The organism is Pseudomonas sp. LFS044, assembly GCF_047978245.1.
Classification (GTDB): Bacteria; Pseudomonadota; Gammaproteobacteria; order Pseudomonadales; family Pseudomonadaceae; genus Aquipseudomonas.
Genome location: NZ_JBFPFX010000001.1, coordinates 228,292 through 247,919 on the forward strand (window position 1 = coordinate 228,292; position 19,628 = coordinate 247,919).

Sequence of the window (19,628 nt, forward strand, 5' to 3'; positions counted from 1 at the left end):
CGGCGGCAATCGCCTCCAGTGCGCTCATGCCAACGCGTAACAGCGACTCATCGGTCTGGCCGGCGACGTGGGATGATGCCGATGCTACGGACGCAGCAGAGACGGAGGAAGGCATTCAAGACGACGCAGAGTCGATCTAGATCCGAGGAGCTACGCATGGATACCTATCACCTGAGCCCAACCGCCGATGGTTGGGAACTCAAAAAAGCCGGCGCTGAACGTGCTTCGAAGCGTGCCGCCACCAAGCAAGAACTGGTTAGCTCACTGTCCGACTTCTTTCACGGCAAAACAGCATCGGTGAAGATCCACAAGGCGGATGGCACCATCGAAGAAGAACGCACCTACCCGCGTTCTGCTGATCCGAGGCGTTCAAAAGGGTGACGCCTATCACTGCAGCCGAGCTTGGTATCGATGTCAGCGAGCCGAGCGGCCACGGGCTGTACAAGTGGCTGCTCGCGAGCTTTTTGATCGGGAAGAGGATTCGTTCCTCTGTCGCGTTTGAAGCGTACCGAAATTTGGTTGATCGCCATGGGTTGGATACGCCTGAAAAATTGGCTGGCTGCTCCCATCGGGATCTCGTCAGGCTCTTGGGCCAGGCAGGTTATGCGCGGTACGACGAATCCACTGCGACCCGATTGCACGAGTTAGGTGTTGGCCTGGCTGCCGAGCTGGAATCTCGAACGAATGCTGTAGAGAGCGGGTCAATGAAGTCAGCTGAGTTTGACGCGTGGCTGCTCAGCTTCAAGGGCATAGGGCCGAAGACATTGGAAATCTTCAAGCGTGAAGCTGTTCTGGGAGAAAAGTAATGCGTGTAGTTGGATGGCTTCTTACCGCGCTTGGCAGCGTTGGACTTTTGGTGGCTATGGGGCTGCTGGCCTTGTCCATGATGGGTAGCATTACAAACCCTGGACAACAGTTAATGGTGCCCCTGTGCACCGGTGCTTTCTCCGGCATATTAATCTTGGCGGGGAGACATCTCCGGTCTCGAAGTAAGCCACTCCTCCCAATTCTTCTTGCATCCTGACGGTTATCGCCTCAACGTTGCCAGGGCGATATGCCCCTCGTGTCAGCTCAATACGGCTGGCCGTATGCTTTACGAGGGGGTCTATCGGACTTCGGTGCAAGGAAAAGGCGCATGCCGAACCAAAATAGAGATCAAGCTGAGCAGTTGATAGCCGAGGTGCTAGCGGCAGCCTGCCTTGTGGTTGAAAGCGATGGAGGCTCTGCAAAAGATCGATGCCTCGTTCGGCGCGTCCTGCGGTGTACGGATGATGCCCTACGCGCTCAGAAAATCACTGTGCATAGTCAAGCTGATGCTAGAGAGCTGCAGTTGCCGAGCGCGGCGCAACAGGGCTACAGCGCCCTCGCAGTTCGAAAAGTAGTGATGAGAAGACGTGGCCGGCAGGTGGTGCTAGATCTAGCCCGCCTCCGTTCGTATAGAGACCTCATGAACGTGGGCAGATGGTGCAAATCCGCACTCCGAAGCAACCTTCTGAAGGCCTTCAAAATTCTTGGACAACCTGAGCTCTGCTGAGCCAGTCCGCCGTTAACCTGAATCACGCGGCACATCCCGTCATATAAGGGGTCGATAATCCGCTCGCCGGTGATGGCTTTGCCGCTTCGCTGCGCTATGGTGAGAACACCCCACAAATAAGACTAAAGTCGTATGAGGTCGGCATGCGGATTCGCGGTGACGTTTTCTGGAAATGGGCAGACCCCCACGTATTGAAGTCGGCGTATAGCGGGTGGAATCACCTGGGTGGCGGCCAATAGGTCACCACCACCACCTTCTTGATCGGAGCTTTACGCTACCTGCCGTTCAGCAGGCTGCTGAGAGCAATTCCCTCGCCGAATCGGCGTCCCAGCTGCCCTTGGTGCGGGGTAGGAGCTCTACGACACCCATGGCAAAACACGACTGGCCTTGAACTACCCCACCCGGGCGGAAGCGGAGTACGACTGTGCAAGTCGAAATAGCCAGGAAGGCGCTAGCGGCGCTAGCTTAGTAGGATGTGGATAGCGAACCTGTCCCTGCTAAATAGCCTGCTGCTGCCATGCCTGAGGTGTCATCCCTACAGATCTCATAAACGTCCGACAGAAATGCGGCTGGTCGTAGAAGCCGCACTCTAGGGCGATCTCGGCGAGCATCATCGTCGATGCCTCCAGCAATTCTTTACTCTTCCTGAGCCGCTGCTCACGCAACCACTGTTGCGGAGAGACATGCGTGGATTCCTTGAACATTCGCGAGAAATGGCTGCGTGACAAGCCGCAGGCTTCGGCCAGTGCAGTGACCGATATACCTATATCCAGATGATCCAACATCATTTGCTTGGCAGTGGTCACCTGCCAAGGTTTGAGCCGTCCCGTCCATTGAATCGCGACGGTGGCTATCACGATACCGTTAGCACTGTTCATGGGAATCAATTCATCCTGAAAATTTGGAGGTGGTTGATCCGGGCAGCGCGGTTCGCTGAAGCCTCTTCTATGGCTTCAGAATATTCCGTCTCGATGGTCTAGCCCGGATCAGCTGATTCCAGCCCCTGGTTGTCGATCAGAAACCAAGCCTGGGGCTGATAAGGTCTCAGATCGGCGCGGCCACGGGTGCCAAGGTGGGGCCGTGCTGAACGCGCTCTGGCGCTTTGTGCACCATGGTGTAGGCGTAGTCGACGCCCATGCCGTAGGCGCCTGAGTGTTCCTTGACCAGCTCCATCACCGCATCGTAGGTGTCACGGTTTTTCCAGTCGCGCTGCCACTCCAGCAGCACCTGTTGCCAGGTCACCGGCACCACACCTGCCTGGATCATGCGCTGCATGGCGTAGTCGTGGGCATCCTTGGTCGTGCCACCGGAAGCGTCGGCAACCATGTAGATCTCATAGCCTGCATCGTGCATGGCCGACAGTGCGAAGGTGGTGTTGCAGACCTCAGTCCACAGGCCCGAAACGATAATCTTGTTTCGACCGTTCTTCTTCAGCGCATCACGCACTTTCTGATCGTCCCAGGAGTTCATGGACGTGCGCTCAAGCAATGGAGCGTCAGGGAAGACCGCGAGCAGCTCGGGGTAGGTATGGCCGGAAAAACTCTCGGTTTCGACCGTGGTAAAGATGGTCGGCACATTGAAGATCTTGGCTGCTTTGGCCAGGCCCACGGTGTTGTTTTTCAACGTCTGCCGGTCGATGCTCTGCACGCCAAAAGCCATTTGCGGTTGCTGATCAATGAAGATCAGCTGGCTGTTGAGCGGGGTCAGGACTTCAGTGTGTGGATTGCTCATTGTTCTTCCCTTTTGCTGAACGGTAGCGAGAGTTTTTCGGCGAGTCGTCGCCGAGTGCCATCACAAGATAGCGAAACACTCAGCGAAGCGGTGGCGCACTTTTGCGCCTTTGGAATCGCATTAATGCACCACAGAAGGCGTCCAATCCGGTGCTAGGATCTCGGCCAGTCGGATCACGTCGATCCATTTTTCGCCGAGGAGAAACCAATGGCCGCTTCACGACCTTTCAACGACGACACCGCCTACTGGGGCGTTTCATGGGAAGAGGCCTATGGCTATCCGCAAGCGCGGCGAGTTGGGAACGAGATCTTCATCTCGGGGCAGTTCAACCATGACGAAGAGGGCAATCTGGTAGCACCGGCGCCACTGGATGCTGACGGTCGTCCGAGCGATTTCTCGTCGATGGGCGAACAGATGCGGGTGTCCTACGACAACATTGCCAAGTTGTTGGCCTTGTATGGCGCCACGATGCAGGACGTCGTTGAAGAGACGCTGTATGTATTGGACATGGATGCAGCCTTTGCCGTTGTCGGCAAGGTGCGCAAGGCGGCGTATGGCACCGAGCGCCCGCAGGCGGCCAGCAATATCATCGGCGTATCGCGGCTCGCTCAGCGTCCACAACTGATCGAGATTGTGTGCCGTGCGGTGATCGGTGCCCAGGCCAAGTGACCTGCGCTCGGGGTTTCAGCTATGAAGCCGGGATGGCCTGCTGACCTTCGACCAGCGGTTTGAGGTCGGCCACAGCAGCCGCACAAAATGTCATGAATGCCTTCACCCGCCAGGACTTCCTGATGTCCTGGTGGGTAAGCAGCCAAAGCTCGTCCTGAAGCTCTTGCACCACTGGGCCTGCCCGAACCAACCCAGGGGTCATATCGCCCAGCATGCAGGGGAGGAAACCAAAACCGAGGCCCGCCGCAATTGCAGCGCTCGCTGCTGCGACCGAATCGGTGCGATAAGAGATTTGCTCCGGGGGCACCCGACATTCGACGTAGCTCGTTGCCTTCAAACCGCACAGGCCTCCCGAGTAGGACACCCACGGCTGGCCCTCAGCGAAAGGATCGGCAATTGCCGCCTGCTTGACGCTGCCATATGGCGCCCAGGCGATGTTGGCGAGCTTGCGACCCACAAGGGCATCTGCCGGTTTCTTGGTCGCGCGCACCGCGATGTCCGACTCGTCTCTCGCCAGGCTCAACGTCTGGTTGCCGACCAGCACTTCAATCGTGATCCCCTCATTGGCGGCTTTGAAGTCCGCGATGATCGGCGTAAGAAAGTACAGCAGCAGCGAGTCGCTGGTGGTAATTCGCAGTTTCCCCAAGGGGCCTTGGCCGGCACGAGAAACCCTGCGAGTGACACTGACGATGTCCAGCTCAACGCGCTCGGCCAGTGCACGCAGCTCTGCACCTTCGGCGGTTAGCAAATACCCCGCCTTGCGATGATCGAACAGCGCAACCCCCAGCGTCTTCTCAACCTGCGCAACCCGCCGCGAGACGGTGGAGACATTGATGCCGAGCCTCTTGGCGGTAGCGGCGCGATTGCTACAGTCGCTCAGCGTTTTGATGATCCGCAAGTCGTCCCAAGACAGCCGGCTGACAGCTTCACCGACATCCCACTTAGGGCCATTGGCATTTGCAGGGACAGGCTGGGCACTTCCAGGTGACGGCTTCACGTAAATCATTCCGGGTAGGGAGGGCTGATGATACGAGAAGGGGCTTAGCCAACCAAGGTGTAACTTGGGGCATGTCAGGGGGGAAAAAGAAAACCCGCCGCTAGGCCTGTGCGAGCAGCGGATTATCAACCTTGCCCATACCCTCGCGGTGAGACGCCCCGTCGCTTTAATGCCTCCCTACACAAATCATCAGCAGGTTGACTGAGGCACCGCCTAAGACCGGAGCCAGGTAGGGTGCTTCGGCAGCCTCGGTAATCGAGGCTTTCGATCCTCTCGAATGGCCGGGCGCAGATTGGAGCGCAGTCTCGATTGAAAACCCTTCTCACACGTACAATCAAAAAAATTCAGAAGAGATGCTTGACCAGGGAGAACGACCGTTCTACTCTGGCTACATGGATAAGCCAATGACCGATACACGTGAAAAAATTCTGGCTACTGCCGAAAAGCTGATTTACGAAAATGGGATCCACGCCACTGGCATGGATCTCCTGGTAAAGACCTCTGGCGTAGCGCGTAAAAGTATTTATCGCTATTTCGCGAATAAAGACGATGTCGCAGCAGCGGCACTGAATGCGCGTGATGTACGCTGGATGCAGTGGTTCAGGAGTGAATGCGAAAAGGCGCAAACTCCACAAGAACGCATCCTTAGCATTTTTGATGTCTTAAAGTCCTGGTTTGAGTCTGAAGGTTTTCGCGGCTGTGCTTTTATTAACACTGCCGGAGAAGTGGGCGATGCAGATGACCCTATTCGGCAAATCGCAAAGCTGCATAAACAAAAGCTACTTGACTACACGCTAGAGCTTACTAAAGATTTAGGCGTCAAAGATCCGATTGTTTTGGCTAAGCAGTTTTTCGTGCTTATAGAGGGCACTATAACCGTGGCCCGGGTAATGGGTGATTTCACCGCCCTGGATAGTGCTAAAGAAATCGCTAACATTTTGCTCAAAGAAGTACCGCGCACAAGCGCTTAACGTTCCAGAACCGCTAATTCCACTGAACGATCCAAATGATTGGAGGCACCCTCATGTCCAACGAAACTGCTCGTCCGCCACTTCCTCCGTTCACTCGCGAATCGGCCATTGAAAAAGTCCGACTCGCTGAGGATGGTTGGAATACCCGCGAGCCCGAAAAAATCGCGCTCGCCTACACGCTGGACACCCAATGGCGAAACCGCGCCGAGTTTGCGACCAATCGCGAAGAAGCCCAGGGTTTCCTCACTCGTAAGTGGAAGAAGGAGCTGGACTACCGTCTGATCAAAGAGCTTTGGGCCTTCACCGACAACCGCATCGCCGTCCGTTATGCCTACGAGTGGCACGACGATTCGGGCAACTGGTTCCGCTCCTACGGCAACGAAAACTGGGAGTTTGAGGCAGATGGCTTGATGCATCGCCGCTTCGCCTGCATCAACGACATGCCCATCAAGGAAAGCGAGCGCAAGTTCCACTGGCCACTTGGGCGCCGTCCGGATGATCACCCAGGTCTGACTGAACTGGGTCTGTAATCGCTACACCTGCTTCAATATTGTAATAAGCCATTAGTGCAGGAATGTTATTTCTGATGCTAAGGGTGGTTTTCAGTCGCTCTCTTTTAATTCGTTTCACGTCTTTGAATATCGCGTCAGGCGGGCCTGGCTTCATTGGCCTGATTTAACGTCCTGCAATCAAATTTGTTTATCCACTAAATTTGGAGGCATCACCATGTCCAACGCACAAGCTCGCCCGCCACTTCCTCCTTTTACTCGCGAATCGGCGATTGAAAAAGTCCGGCTCGCTGAAGATGGCTGGAATACCCGCGAGCCTGAAAAAATTGCGCTCGCCTATACCCTGGACACCCAATGGCGTAACCGCGCCGAGTTTGCAAACAATCGCGAAGAAGCCCAGGGTTTCCTAACTCGCAAATGGAAGAAGGAGCTGGACTATCGTCTGATCAAAGAACTCTGGGCATTCACCGACAACCGCATCGCCGTCCGTTACGCCTACGAGTGGCACGATGATTCAGGCAACTGGTTCCGCTCCTACGGCAACGAAAACTGGGAGTTTGAGGCAGATGGTCTGATGCACCGCCGCTTTGCCTGCATCAACGATATGCCTATCCAGGAAAGCGAGCGCAAGTTCCACTGGCCACTGGGTCGCCGGCCAGATGATCACCCAGGTTTGACTGAACTGGGTCTCTAAGCCGTGCAGAACCTGATCCTTCACAGCGCAAGGATCAGGTTTTTTGTTTCCGCACGGTGTCGACATGGTAGTCGCGCCGAAACCCACCGCAAGTGCCGTCTCCCTTCCCTGAGCGCCGAGCCGCGCCATCAGCCCGCGTGGCTATCTCACCCATCAAGACCGCTGGACACTTCTTTAGCCAGCTCGATGAAAACCCCCACCGCTGCACTCAGATAGGCTTCCTTTCGCCGTAAAAGAACGGCAGTTCGCTGCAAACGTTCTGGCTCCAGGGTGATGGCCACTAGGTCGTCATGAGCCAACGCAATTCTGGCAGGCAGCAACGTCGAAAGATGCGTTCGTCGAACGATCTCAATCACTGCCCCAAGAGCATTGACCTCCATCTGCACCTGAGGGCGAATCGCGTGTTTGCGGCAGTAGCGGTCGATTTGGTCACGAGTGGCAAACTCTGTACTGAGCAGAACCAGAGACTCAACACTCAGGCCTTTCGATGTAATTGCCCGCTCCTCGGCCAAACGGTGTTTTCGGTTCACCACTAGAGCGAGCGTTTCGTTCAGCAAGGGGATGGCTTCAATGTCCGGTGTATTTATTTCATCGAACGCGATCCCTACGTCCAGTTCTCCTGCCAAAAGCAATTCCTCGATGCGCTCTTGGGAGATCTCTTTCAGGTTGACGGTGATTTTGGGATGCCTGGAGTGAAATGCCTCGATCAGCGGCCCCACCAGATAGGTCGTGAATGTTGGCGTTACGGCAATGCGCAATGAGCCACGGCTGAGGTCGCTCACGTCATGGATAGCGTTCTTAGCTTCCCGCAACTCCTGATGCGCACGGCGTGCATAGAGAAGGTAGACATCGCCTGCGTCTGTCAGCCGCGTTGTGCGCCCTGAACGGTCGAACAATTGGGCTCCAAGACTTTCTTCCAACTGCCTTACTTGCTGCGAAAGGGCCGGCTGAGAGACATGCAGAGCCGCTGCAGCTTTCGTGAAACTGAGATGTTCAGCAACCGCCAGGAAATACTGGATGTGTCGAGCGAGCATAAGTTGACCCATAAGATTATCTGATCTACTGCATAATAAATGAGACTTTTACCTTATGTCATGTGTTGCTTAATCTTTGTCTCACACCCAGCGACATTGAGACAGCAACCATGAAAGCGATCATCGACGGTTTTCTGAAATTCCAGCAAAACGCCTTTCCTGAGCGGGTCAAATTGTTCAAGGACTTGGCCAACCAGCAGAGCCCGAAGGCGCTGTTCATCTCCTGCTCAGACAGCCGACTGGTGCCTGAACTGGTCACTCAGCGCGAGCCAGGCGATCTGTTTGTAATTCGTAACGCCGGCAACATCGTGCCGTCGTATGGCCCAGAGCCTGGCGGCGTTTCGGCCTCGGTCGAATACGCGGTAGCCGGACTCGACGTCGCAGACATCGTGATCTGCGGTCACTCGGACTGCGGAGCGATGACCGCTATCGCAACCTGCAAGTGCCTGGATCACATGCCTGCTGTAGCCGGTTGGTTGCGTTACGCCGACTCGGCCAAGGTGGTTAACGAAGCCCGTCAGCACCTAGATAAGCCCAGCAAAGTCGCTTCCATGGTGCGCGAAAACGTCATCGCACAACTGGCCAACATTCAGACCCACCCATCCGTTCGCCTGGCGCTCGAAGAAGGTCGCGTCACGCTGCATGGCTGGATCTATGACATCGAAACCGGGCGTATCGATGCCTTTGATGGCAGCACCGGCACCTTCGTGTCTCTCGCCGAAAACCCTGAAGTTCACGCCGTATCCCAACAAGCCAGGCACGTTGCCTGAAACCTATACCTGCACCTTTACCTACCCAGGAGATTCACCATGATCCAGACTCAAGCTACTCGCACCGCTCGCCAGGAACTGACCGAAATCATCATCCTGGCCAAGGCCCGCAAGGATCTTTCCTTCGCCGAAATCGTTGATGGCACCGGCCTGTCCGAAGCCTTCGTCACTGCAGCCCTGCTTGGCCAGCACCCACTGCCTGAAAGCGCCGCCAAGGTCGTAGGTGAAAAGCTCGACCTGGATGCTGATCAAGTCACTCTGCTGCAATCGATGCCAATTCGTGGCAGCTTCTTCGACGGCGTACCGAGCGATCCGACCATCTACCGCTTCTACGAGATGATGTCGGTGTACGGCACCACCCTCAAAGCGCTGGTTCACGAGAAGTTCGGTGACGGCATCATCAGCGCCATCAACTTCAAGCTGGATATCAAGAAAGTCGAAGACCCGGACGGTGGTCACCGCGCTGTGATCACCCTGGACGGCAAGTACCTGCCTACCAAGCCTTTCTGATGCCACTCAGCCCGGCGTCAGAACTGCGCCGGGCTAGCCCCCAACCCTTTACTCCGACCGAGCGCCGTATGAGTGCGCTGGCCTCCTTACGCCCCCAATACAGGTGATTGCTATGAAGCTGTTACTCGTTTTGTTCCTCGGCTGCCTTGGTTCTGTCGCTATGGCCGACGACCAGGTTACTCAGACTGCGCAGCTTACAGTGGAGCCCTATCGCTACGCTCAGCACCTCGATATCGCGCACGTTGTGGCTGTTACCCCGGTACCTAATGTCTGCGATGTGGTGCCAATGCAGCTGACTTACGACGATTCCAAAGGCGACCGTCACATCATGGAGTACCGCGTTATAGGGAATGGTTGTTCCAACAACTAACCCACGACCCACCGACTACCGACCCATCGCCAAGGAACTTGAACCATGAAGTTGTCACGCACACTCACCGCCGGCCTTCTTGCCATTGCCGTTAACAGTGCATTCGCTGCGGGTGGCCCTGGTGTCGAAACCACCACCCAGGCCTTTCTTCAAGCCCTGGAAGCAGGCGGTGGTAAACCGCTGGAAACCCTCTCGCCGAAAAACGCCCGCGCCGTGCTGAGCGGTGCCCAGGCCAGCGTGAAGGTAGATCTCGCGGGTATCCAGATCGAGCGTCGGAGCATCGAGGTAGAGGGCAGAAGCCTGGATATTCGGGTTATGCGTCCAGAAGGGGCAGAGGGTGACTTGCCTGTGTTCATGTTCTTCCATGGCGGGGGTTGGGTGCTTGGTGATTATCCCACCCATGAACGCCTGATCCACGACCTGGTAGTAGGGTCTGGTGCGGCAGCGGTTTACGTCGACTACACGCCGTCGCCGGAAGCGAAGTTCCCCACAGCGATCAATCAAGCTTACGGCGCCACACGCTGGGTTGCCGAACACGGTAAGCAGATTGGTGTCGATGGAAGCCGTCTCGCGGTTGTGGGAAATAGTGTCGGTGGGAACATGGCCGCTGTGGTTGCGATCAAGGCCAAAGAGGCCGGCACCCCCAAACTGCGTTTCCAGGCGCTCTTGTGGCCGGTGACGGATGCAGACTTCAGCAGCGGCTCTTACAGCCGCTTCGCCGAAGGTCACTTCCTTACTCGTGGCATGATGAAATGGTTCTGGGACAACTACACCACCGATCCGGAACAGCGAAGCGACATCCACGCCTCACCACTGCGCGCTACCTTGGAGCAGCTGCAAGGCCTACCACCAGCTTTGGTACAGACTGCCGAAATGGATGTACTGCGGGACGAGGGTGAAGCTTACGCCCGTAAGCTCAATGCGGCAGGCGTGCCGGTTACTGCCGTTCGATACAACGGCATGATTCACGACTACGGCTTACTCAATGTACTCGCCCAGGTTCCCAGCGTCCGTGATGCGATGAGTCAAGCCGCTCAGGCGATCAAACAGCACCTGAAGTAATCGCAAAAATCAGTCGAAGACAGCCAGTCAGATAGCGAACGCTACTGCTCCGCTTGGCCTCCATGTGTGAACTAGGCAGCAAGCGGAGCGCACCGGCCCCGGAGGGGCCAGAGGCGTGCGGAGGGAAGCCCGGAGGGCCGCAACCTTGCGGTTTACAACAGCCGCCCCATCACGAGCACGTCCAGTTCTCGTCTTCCTCTTCATTGGCTTGATCGGCTATTCGCTTTCTCAGGTGTCGATTTGGCCGGCCGATGCAGATGAGCCCCCGTTGGATCGTTTATCTGAACGACGTTGCCGTGCTGCCAGCCATCCGCCTGGGGATCAGCCGCAGGGATTCGAATGTCAGCCCGCTGAGCTTTCGTTTTTGCCGCATCCACTCTCAGACGCCGATTCCGCTGCTCGACCATCGTTGGATCAGCCTGGCCATCCGCTGTGAACCCCATCATCAACTGCGGGACGCCCACCGGTAGGGCTTTGTCCTGGTCGGTGTGCCACGTGTGCCATGTCTTCCCATAGGTATGCGCAAGCCGCTCCATCAGCGCATGTTCAGCAGGTGCAGGAATACCTGGTGCAATCAACTGACCGGACGAGACTTCATACCCATGGCTGTGCCACATCGCCTTCTCCTTGGCCGGTAGATCAGCAAACAGCTTCTCGTCGATGATGTACTCGACACCCATGATCTTCGCTTCCTTGGTGTTACCGTCGAAGATGACGCACTGGATGACATCCTCATTCAGGATGGAGCAGTAGTGATGCGCTTCCATCTGCACATCAGGATGTCCGTTGTAAAAGTGGAAGCCATCCAGGTAAGCGTTGATAGCCTCTATGGGCGGCTTGGCCTGCAAGGTCGCGGCCCCGGCTTCCAGCAACTGGGTCTTGGCTGACTCGGGCCTGCCGGGTGTCTCCACCGGCGATTTTGTCTCAGGAGCAGAGCAAGCCCACAGAAAACTACAGGCCAGGGCAAGGGTTATGAATCTGATGAGCTGTGGCATGAGAGTGGCTCTGGCTAGTGTCCTCAAGGGACAGCCTGGGCCAGCAGAACGGACAATTCAGAAGACAAACGGCCGGGGTTGCCCACATCCGACAGATTTAGATAGGCCTGGCACAATCGAAGAAGAACGCACCTACCCGCGTTTTGCTGATCCGAGGCGGTCAAAGGGATGATGGGTGTTCCGCTGCTGAGCGCGTGAACGGAGAAATGACTCGATGGCTACAGACGCTACAGGATGTTCGTCAGCTTGGTTATTGGTGAAACGATGCGCCTGCTGTGCTGCCATCCAATCGCATCAAAATACGATCATGTAGTAACCACCTCGTTCAGGTTCGGTGGTTCGATCAGGGAATCTGATAAGAAAGCCACCACCCGCGTGGGGGTGGTGGTTCCAAGGTGCTGAAAGCCGTCAGAACAGCACCTATCCGATCAACCGCAAGTTTTGGCCTTGTGAGCCGCATTCCCACTGCTGATCACGCCCCGACATGCGTTGGACGCACGGCGGGGCTGGACTCTGTGTCTCCAGGAGGCTCGATACGAGTCCTTTTTGAGCTTGGACATCCAGGCCACCCGGAGCGAAATTTTATGTATTCGAGTTACCAGCCCACATCAGATTGCTAATGGGCGCCCATTGCTGAGGCCCAGTTTCGTGGACAGATTCGCCTAGGGCATCGACAGCCACGGTGGTGGGCATGTCTTTGAGCTCAAATTCGTAGATGGCTTCCATCCCCAAGTCTTCGAAAGCGACCACACGTGACTTGGTGATGGCTTGGGAAACCAGGTAAGCGGCGCCGCCCACAGCCATCAAGTACACCGAGCCATGTTCTTTTATCGCTTCAATGGCGATAGGGCCGCGTTCAGATTTGCCGATCATGCCAAGCAAGCCGGTTTCAGCCAAAACGCGCGGCGTGAATTTGTCCATCCGGGTCGAGGTAGTAGGGCCGGCTGGGCCAACGACCTCATCTCGTACAGGATCAACTGGCCCAACGTAGTAGATGAATCGACCTTTGAGATCGACTGGGAGAGACTCACCTCTATCGAGCATCTCAACCATCCGCTTGTGTGCAGCATCACGTCCAGTCAGGAGTTTGCCGCTCAGCAAGATAGTCTCGCCTGGCTTCCAGGTGCGCACCTCTTCAGGCGTCACAGTGTCCAGGTTTACACGGCGCACACCTTCACCTGTTTCCCATGCAATGTCCGGGTAATCGTCGAGGTTCGGTGTATCCAAAACAACCGGGCCCGAGCCATCAAGCGTGAGGTGAACGTGGCGAGTCGCCGCGCAGTTCGGGATGATGCAGATCGGCAGTGACGCTGCGTGAGTCGGATAATCCTTGATCTTCACATCAAGCACAGTGGTCAGCCCGCCGAGACCCTGAGCGCCAATACCCAGTTGGTTGACCTTGCGATACAACTCGATCCGGAGCTCTTCCACCCGGTTGCTTGGGCCGCGTTCGATCAGCTCATGGATGTCGATGGAGTCCATCAACGACTCCTTGGCCATGACAGCAGCTTTCTCTGCCGTACCACCGATACCTATGCCCAGCATCCCGGGAGGGCACCAGCCCGCGCCCATGGTCGGTACCACTTTCATCACCCAGTCCACGATGGAGTCGGAAGGGTTCAGCATGACCATCTTGGCCTTGTTCTCAGAGCCACCACCTTTGGCGGCGATATCAATCGACAGCTCTGTGCCTGGCACGACGGAGTAGTGAATGATTGCTGGCGTATTATCCTTGGTGTTGGGACGCTTACCGGCCGGGTCAGACACTATGGAGGCTCGAAGCACATTGTCAGGATGAGAGTAAGCTCGACGAACACCTTCGTTGATCATCTCGTCCAGGCTCATCGTGGGATCTTCCCACTTAACGCCCATGCCGATCTTAACGAACACGGTCACGATGCCGGTGTCCTGGCAGAGAGGGCGATGTCCCGTTGCACACATCCTCGAGTTGATGAGGATCTGAGCGATGGCATCTCTCGCAGCTGGAGACTGCTCGCGCCGGTAGGCCGCATGCATCGCTTGGATGAAGTCGCTGGGATGGTAGTAGGAGACGTACTGCAGAGCGTCTGCAACGCTCTGAACGACGTCATTCTGACTGATTGAACTCATAACCACTCCTGCGAAATCTTCAGATCCGCCGGCGACAACTGCCGGCCGACATCCACTGCTGCGGAATCACTCAACGCTGAGAAGCGAGATACATCCAAGTGTCCATCACTGAGTCAGGGTTCAGCGAGACACTGCTGATACCTTGATCCATCAGCCACTGCGCGAAGTCCGGATGGTCAGATGGCCCTTGGCCGCAGATACCGATGTACTTGCCGGCCTTATTGCATGCAGCGATTGCTTGCGAGAGCAGCTTCTTCACTGCAGGGTTGCGCTCGTCAAACAGGTGGGCGATAAGCCCAGAGTCTCGGTCGAGGCCAAGGGTGAGCTGAGTCAGATCATTCGAGCCGATGGAGAACCCGTCGAAATGTTCCAGGAATTCCTCGGCCAGGAGGGCGTTCGAGGGGAGCTCACACATCATGATGATTTTGAGCCCGTCCTTTCCTCGCTCTAGGCCATTTGATGCAAGCAACTCGACAACCTTGCGCGCCTCGCTGAGGGTTCGCACGAATGGAACCATGACTTCGATGTTGGTAAGACCCATCTCTTGACGAACGCGTTTGAGGGCTCGGCATTCGAGCTCGAAGCAGTCGCGGAATGAATCGCTGATGTAGCGAGAGGCACCACGGAATCCGAGCATCGGGTTTTCTTCCTCCGGCTCGAACAGCGATCCGCCGATCAGGTTGGCGTACTCGTTCGATTTGAAGTCCGAGAGGCGAACAATCACTTTTTTCGGGAAGAAGGCGGCGGCCAGGGTGCTGATGCCTTCTGCTAGCTTGTCAACGTAGAAATCGACCGGAGATGCATAGCCTGCAATGCGCTTGGAGACAGTTGCTTGGATCTCCGGCGGGAGTTCGTCGAAACCGAGCAGCGCCTTCGGGTGGACACCGATCATTCGGTTGATGATGAACTCCAGGCGCGCCAGGCCGATACCCTCATTGGGCAACTGAGCAAAGTCGAATGCGCGGTCGGGATTGCCGACGTTCATCATCACCTGGAAGGGCAGCGAAGGCATGTCATCCACTGCACTCTGGCTAACCTCGAACGGCAGCTCACCTTCGAAGATGAAGCCGGTGTCGCCTTCTGCGCAAGATACGGTCACAGCCTGGCCATCCTGCAGGCGGTGCGTTGCGTCGCCACATCCCACGACAGCTGGAATCCCAAGTTCACGGGCGATGATCGCGGCATGGCAGGTACGACCACCACGGTTGGTAACAATCGCGCTCGCTCGCTTCATCACCGGCTCCCAATCAGGATCGGTCATGTCGGAAACCAGCACATCACCTGGTTGTACCTTGTCCATTTCTGCGACGTTGTTGATCACACGCACGCGGCCGGAACCAATCCGCTGGCCAATCGCACGGCCCTCTACCAATACCGGGGCGCGCTTCTTCAGCAGATATCGCTCGATAACGCTGACGTTCGCCCGGCTTTTCACTGTCTCAGGTCGGGCCTGGACGATGTACAGGCGGCCATCATCACCATCCTTCGCCCACTCGATGTCCATGGGGCGACCATAGTGCGTCTCGATAAGCAGGGCCTGCTTCGCCAGTTCCGACACTTCTTCATCACTCAAGCTGAAGCGATCACGGTCATGTTGAGCCACCTCAACGGTTTTGACCGACCGACCGGCTTGCGCCAGATCGCCATAGATCATTTTGATTGCCTTGCTGCCGAGGTTGCGCCTAATGACCGCTGGACGCCCAGCTTGGAGTGTTGGCTTGTGAACGTAGAACTCGTCAGGGTTCACCGCGCCTTGAACGACGGTTTCCCCCAGGCCATACGAGGAAGTGATGAACACGACATCGCGAAAGCCCGACTCGGTGTCGAGTGTGAACAGAACACCAGCGGCGCCCGTTTCAGAGCGAACCATGCGCTGCACGCCAGCGCAGAGAGCGACGAGTTTGTGGTCAAACCCTTGGTGTACGCGGTAGGCGATGGCGCGGTCGTTGAAGAGGGATGCGAATACTTCTTTCGCCGCACGGATGACGTTGTCCACGCCACGGATATTCAGGAAGGTTTCCTGCTGCCCGGCGAACGAAGCATCCGGCAGGTCTTCAGCTGTGGCGGATGAGCGCACGGCGACAGATATGTCAGGATTGCCTTCCGAGAGCAGAGCGAAGTGCTCACGAATTTCTTGATCAAGCTGAGCGGGAAATTCTGCCTCCATGACCCACTGGCGAATCATTGCTCCTGTACGAGCGAGCTCGACGACATCGTTAACATCCAGTTTGTCCAATGCCTCATGAATGCGTTTATTCAGGCCGCTCTGCTCCAGGAGGTCGCGATATGCCTGGGCGGTGGTTGCAAAGCCCCCTGGTACCGATATGCCAACCTCGGAAAGGTTGCTGATCATCTCGCCCAAGGATGCGTTCTTGCCGCCGACATGTTCGACGTCATCAAGCCCTAGGCGTTGAAGGGATACTACGTAATCGGTCACAGGTGTAACTCCGGGCGCTTTCGGGCAGCTTGCCTAACAGGCAAGCCACGCGGGTTTGTACTTGTTTTCAGAGCGAGGGCTTACGCCCCGTAGAAGGCAACGATGCGTTCGGCTTCGGCAATCACTGGGGCATCAATCATTTTGCCCTCCAAGCGGAATGCACCTGGCGCACCAGAAGCAGCTTCTACAACCCGCTTCGCCCAGCTGATTTCGCTTTGGGATGGAGTGAAGACGTCGTTGATGACCGCAACCTGGCTCGGATGGATGGCCAGCATTCCTGCGAAGCCGAGGTCTCGAGCGTCGCTGGCAAATGCCTTGAGCCCCTCCGAATCGGCGATGTTGGGAAACACAGTATCCAATGGCTTTTCCAGCTCATGGAGAGCACTGTTGACCAGCAGCTGGTAACGCACTTGGTCGAACATCCGGTATGCAGCCGGGCTGGATGCGCGGACACCCAAATCTAGAGCCAGATCAAGCGCACCGAAGGTCAGGCGCTGGACGGCCCAAACCTCAGCGATTTCGCTCAAGTTAGCCAAGCCGGCTGCGCTCTCAATCAACGGCCAAATGGGCTTCTTGCATTCAGCTGCAACGAGCACCTGTTGTGCGGTTTCAGCTTTGGGCAGCAAGACTGCTGCAACCCCTTGGTGGCGGCCGCAGAACTTGATGTCATCGGTGTGCATGTGATGGTCAGCAGCGTTGACGCGAACCACCACAGAAGCATCTGGATTTTCATCGAGGAAGGCTGCCAGGTTGTCCCGGGCTTGCGCTTTCAGTTCTTCCTCAACAGCATCCTCGAAGTCCACGATGACGACGTCGGCGCCGCTGGCCAAAGCCTTCGCAAAACGCTCAGGTCGGCTTCCAGGGACGAAGAGGGCGCTGCGGATCAGGCGGTTTTTACGAGTGGTCACAGTGCACCTACTTCCTTCAGCTCGGCGATTTGGGATTCGGAATAGCCCAGTTCTTTCAGGATCGATTCGTTGTGCTGGCCTATCGAAGGGATAGCATCCATTCGAGGTTGGTAAGCACGGTTCGCGCCTGGCGGAAGAAGAGCTGGCAGCTTGCCTCGTGGGGAGTCCACCTCAACCCAGCGTTCGCGGGCACGCAGTTGTGGGTGCTCCCACACCTGATGCATATTGTTGACCTGAGCGTTCGCAATCGGGGCCGCATCAAGACGAGCCACCACTTCCTTCGTACCGAGCTCAGCGAACTTCTCGATGATGATTGCTCGCAGGGCTTCGCGGTTCGCGGAGCGCTTGGCATTGGTATCGAATCGTTCGTCCTGCAGCAGTTCTGGCTTCTGCAGGACTTTCTCGCAGAAAGACGCCCATTCACGTTCGTTCTGCAAACCCAGCATTACCGTCTGGCCAGGGGCGGTTGGGAACGGGCCGTACGGGTAGATGGTCGCGTGGGAAGCGCCGGCACGAGGTGGAGGGTTGGCACCGTCGTAGGAGTAGTAAAGCGGGAAGCCCATCCACTCGACGAGGCTCTCCAGCATGCTCACATCCACACGGCTACCTTTGCCAGTTTTGTTCCGCAGGTGCAGCGCAGACAGCACGCCTGTGTAGGCGTACATGCCTGCAGCGATATCGGCAATCGAGCAACCTGCCTTGGCGATTTCCTCTTCACCTGCGCCGCCAGTCACGGACAGGAAGCCGCCTTCGCTCTGAATCAGCAAGTCGTAGGCTTTCTTCTGCTCGTAGGGGCCACCTTCGCCATAGCCGGAGATGTCACAAACGATCAGTTGAGGAAAGCGCTCATGCAGGGCTTCGAAGGACAGGCCCATTCGAGCTGCTGCACCTGGGGCGAGGTTTTGTACTAAGACATCCGCCTTGGCCAAAATGCTTTCAATAATGGCATCTGCACCCGGCTTCTTGGCGTCGAGAGCCAGGCTCTCCTTCGAGCGGTTTGTCCATACGAAGTGCGAGGACAGGCCGTTAGCACGGTTGTCATATGCTCGGGCGAAATCACCTACGTTTGGACGCTCAATCTTGATAACGCGAGCGCCCAAGTCGGCAAGTTGGCGAGTGCAGAATGGAGCTGCGATGGCATGCTCAAAGCTAACAACAGTGATGCCATCAAGCGGACGAGGAGAGGAGGTGAGGTCGGTCACGGGCGTACTCCGTAAAGCCACTGGCTCATCGACCTGTAGATCTACAGCGATCGCCAGGACGTTAAGCACTGTTAGAGGAGGTGGCCACCGCAGGGATTCGGTGATCGCCAACTGGTGTTAGGGCAAGCATGAACATAGGCTGGCGTTCTGGGAATCGGTATTCTATTAAGTAGGCGTTCGGTGTAGCCTAACGCCGACCAGTTGCAGGCGAGGCGCCTTCATGAACATCGATTTCAAAGATTTGGCGCTTTTCATCCAGATCGCGGAAGCGCCGAGCCTGACTCAAGGAGCGAAGCGTTCCTTCATGTCCCCCGCAGCAGCGAGCGCACGCATCAAAGCGCTTGAAGTAGAGCTGAACACCCAACTCCTCTACCGCGACAGCAGAGGCGTAGGCTTAACGGAAGGTGGCCGACGGCTCCTCACGCATGCGAGGCTCATCATGCGTCAGCTCGGCTATTTGAAGACGGAGTTCGATGAGTACGGGGCGGATGTCTCCGGACACATTCGAATTTTCGCCAATACCACAGCGGTCAGTGAGTTCCTGCCCCAGCTACTGGCCGGTTTTCTGGCGAGCTATCCAGGTGTCACGATTGATCTGCAGGAGCGCCACTCTTCGGACATCGTACGGGGCGTACTTGATGGGTCGACGGACATGGGAATTACTGCAGGCCCTATTTCGGCAAAAGACCTGGAAATCATTCACTTCAGTACAGATCGTTTGGTGCTTGTACTACCTCAAGGTCATCCACTTGAAGCTGTTGTGGCGATCAAATTCGAGGAATTGATTCGCTACCCTCAAATAGGCTTGCAGGAAGGCAGTACGCTCCACGTATTTCTCAGGGAGCAGGCCAGGCACATAGGTCATAGCCTGACCTGGCGAATTCAGGTCTCTAGCTTTGAATCGGTTTGCAGGATGGTTGAAGCCGGCGTTGGCATCGGTGTGATCCCCGAGTCGGCAGCTCTTCGTCACCAACGGTTGATGAGCATTACCGTCAAGCATCTGGACGAGTTATGGGCTGTCAGAGAGCGCAGCATTGTTGTGCGTGAATACGAGGCCTTGCCGGGCTGCGTTAAGGCGCTCATCAATTTGATCAAGCCAATCAAAGTGCCTGCCTCTGTCGGTTAA

20 protein-coding genes are annotated in these 19,628 nt (G+C 56.5%); 11 read left to right on the forward strand and 9 right to left on the reverse strand.

What is annotated here, in order from left to right:
- Positions 1-156 precede the first annotated feature (156 nt).
- Positions 157-381 (forward strand): DUF2188 domain-containing protein, encoded by a 225-nt coding sequence (locus tag ACNQPL_RS01155; RefSeq protein WP_280344813.1) that lies wholly within the window; start codon positions 157-159, stop codon positions 379-381.
- Positions 378-806, forward strand: a complete 429-nt coding sequence (locus ACNQPL_RS01160; protein WP_387526969.1) for a DNA methylase — start codon at positions 378-380, stop codon at positions 804-806. Before ACNQPL_RS01155 ends, ACNQPL_RS01160 begins: the two co-directional genes overlap by 4 nt.
- 1,225 nt (positions 807-2,031) lie before the next feature.
- On the opposite strand, the gene ACNQPL_RS01165 is transcribed toward ACNQPL_RS01160, so the two are convergent.
- Both ACNQPL_RS01165 and ACNQPL_RS01170 read right to left on the reverse strand, forming a co-directional pair.
- Entirely contained in the window at positions 2,032-2,412 is a 381-nt protein-coding gene (locus tag ACNQPL_RS01165) for a helix-turn-helix domain-containing protein (protein ID WP_387526975.1), read from the reverse strand.
- A 166-nt stretch (positions 2,413-2,578) separates the two neighbouring features.
- Positions 2,579-3,265: a hydrolase gene (locus ACNQPL_RS01170; RefSeq protein ID WP_070383754.1), complete on the reverse strand. Its 687-nt coding sequence runs from the start codon at positions 3,263-3,265 to the stop codon at positions 2,579-2,581.
- 207 nt (positions 3,266-3,472) lie between these two features.
- On the opposite strand from ACNQPL_RS01170, the gene ACNQPL_RS01175 reads away from it, so the two are divergent.
- On the forward strand, positions 3,473-3,934 hold the full coding sequence (locus ACNQPL_RS01175) for a RidA family protein (protein ID WP_019471974.1): 462 nt from the start codon (positions 3,473-3,475) through the stop codon (positions 3,932-3,934).
- A 19-nt stretch (positions 3,935-3,953) separates the two neighbouring features.
- Here the strand turns inward: ACNQPL_RS01175 and ACNQPL_RS01180 are convergent, their stop codons facing one another.
- Positions 3,954-4,940, reverse strand: coding sequence for a LysR family transcriptional regulator (locus ACNQPL_RS01180; RefSeq protein ID WP_416465402.1), 987 nt, complete (start codon positions 4,938-4,940; stop codon positions 3,954-3,956).
- Between the two features lie 383 nt (positions 4,941-5,323).
- On the opposite strand from ACNQPL_RS01180, the gene ACNQPL_RS01185 reads away from it, so the two are divergent.
- From ACNQPL_RS01185 to ACNQPL_RS01195, 3 genes are all read left to right on the forward strand, one after another.
- Entirely contained in the window at positions 5,324-5,902 is a 579-nt protein-coding gene (locus tag ACNQPL_RS01185) for a TetR family transcriptional regulator (protein WP_132842083.1), read from the forward strand.
- Positions 5,903-5,955: 53 nt separating this feature from the next.
- Positions 5,956-6,432, forward strand: coding sequence for a DUF1348 family protein (locus ACNQPL_RS01190; protein ID WP_132841733.1), 477 nt, complete (start codon positions 5,956-5,958; stop codon positions 6,430-6,432).
- Between the two features lie 196 nt (positions 6,433-6,628).
- On the forward strand, positions 6,629-7,105 hold the full coding sequence (locus ACNQPL_RS01195; protein ID WP_416465404.1) for a DUF1348 family protein: 477 nt from the start codon (positions 6,629-6,631) through the stop codon (positions 7,103-7,105).
- 146 nt (positions 7,106-7,251) lie between these two features.
- Here ACNQPL_RS01195 and cynR read toward each other — a convergent pair whose 3' ends face one another.
- Positions 7,252-8,139, reverse strand: coding sequence for a transcriptional regulator CynR (gene cynR, locus ACNQPL_RS01200; protein ID WP_346612280.1), 888 nt, complete (start codon positions 8,137-8,139; stop codon positions 7,252-7,254).
- Positions 8,140-8,249: 110 nt separating this feature from the next.
- Between cynR and ACNQPL_RS01205 the strand changes: the two genes are divergently transcribed.
- From ACNQPL_RS01205 to ACNQPL_RS01220, 4 genes are all read left to right on the forward strand, one after another.
- Positions 8,250-8,909: a carbonic anhydrase gene (locus tag ACNQPL_RS01205; RefSeq protein WP_346612281.1), complete on the forward strand. Its 660-nt coding sequence runs from the start codon at positions 8,250-8,252 to the stop codon at positions 8,907-8,909.
- A gap of 39 nt (positions 8,910-8,948) precedes the next feature.
- Positions 8,949-9,419 carry a cyanase gene (gene cynS, locus ACNQPL_RS01210; RefSeq protein WP_019471981.1) on the forward strand — a complete coding sequence of 157 codons (471 nt, stop codon included), beginning with the start codon at positions 8,949-8,951 and terminating at the stop codon, positions 9,417-9,419.
- 112 nt (positions 9,420-9,531) lie between these two features.
- Positions 9,532-9,789, forward strand: a complete 258-nt coding sequence (locus tag ACNQPL_RS01215; RefSeq protein WP_132841725.1) for a DUF2790 domain-containing protein — start codon at positions 9,532-9,534, stop codon at positions 9,787-9,789.
- A gap of 45 nt (positions 9,790-9,834) precedes the next feature.
- Complete coding sequence (locus ACNQPL_RS01220; protein ID WP_416465407.1) at positions 9,835-10,851, forward strand: alpha/beta hydrolase; 1,017 nt, start codon at positions 9,835-9,837, stop codon at positions 10,849-10,851.
- A gap of 200 nt (positions 10,852-11,051) precedes the next feature.
- Here the strand turns inward: ACNQPL_RS01220 and ACNQPL_RS01225 are convergent, their stop codons facing one another.
- The 5 genes from ACNQPL_RS01225 to ACNQPL_RS01245 form a co-directional block, all read right to left on the reverse strand.
- Complete coding sequence (locus ACNQPL_RS01225) at positions 11,052-11,846, reverse strand: OBAP family protein (protein WP_416465409.1); 795 nt, start codon at positions 11,844-11,846, stop codon at positions 11,052-11,054.
- Between the two features lie 582 nt (positions 11,847-12,428).
- Positions 12,429-13,955, reverse strand: coding sequence for a fumarate hydratase (locus ACNQPL_RS01230; RefSeq protein WP_416465411.1), 1,527 nt, complete (start codon positions 13,953-13,955; stop codon positions 12,429-12,431).
- A 70-nt stretch (positions 13,956-14,025) separates the two neighbouring features.
- A complete protein-coding gene (gene ppsA / locus ACNQPL_RS01235) occupies positions 14,026-16,392 on the reverse strand; it encodes a phosphoenolpyruvate synthase (RefSeq protein WP_416465413.1) in 2,367 nt (788 codons plus the stop codon).
- 80 nt (positions 16,393-16,472) lie between these two features.
- Positions 16,473-17,300, reverse strand: coding sequence for an HpcH/HpaI aldolase/citrate lyase family protein (locus ACNQPL_RS01240; RefSeq protein WP_416465415.1), 828 nt, complete (start codon positions 17,298-17,300; stop codon positions 16,473-16,475).
- Positions 17,297-18,502 (reverse strand): CaiB/BaiF CoA transferase family protein, encoded by a 1,206-nt coding sequence (locus tag ACNQPL_RS01245; RefSeq protein ID WP_416465417.1) that lies wholly within the window; start codon positions 18,500-18,502, stop codon positions 17,297-17,299. Before ACNQPL_RS01245 ends, ACNQPL_RS01240 begins: the two co-directional genes overlap by 4 nt.
- Before the next feature lie 220 nt (positions 18,503-18,722).
- On the opposite strand from ACNQPL_RS01245, the gene ACNQPL_RS01250 reads away from it, so the two are divergent.
- Positions 18,723-19,628 (forward strand): LysR family transcriptional regulator, encoded by a 906-nt coding sequence (locus tag ACNQPL_RS01250; RefSeq protein ID WP_416465419.1) that lies wholly within the window; start codon positions 18,723-18,725, stop codon positions 19,626-19,628.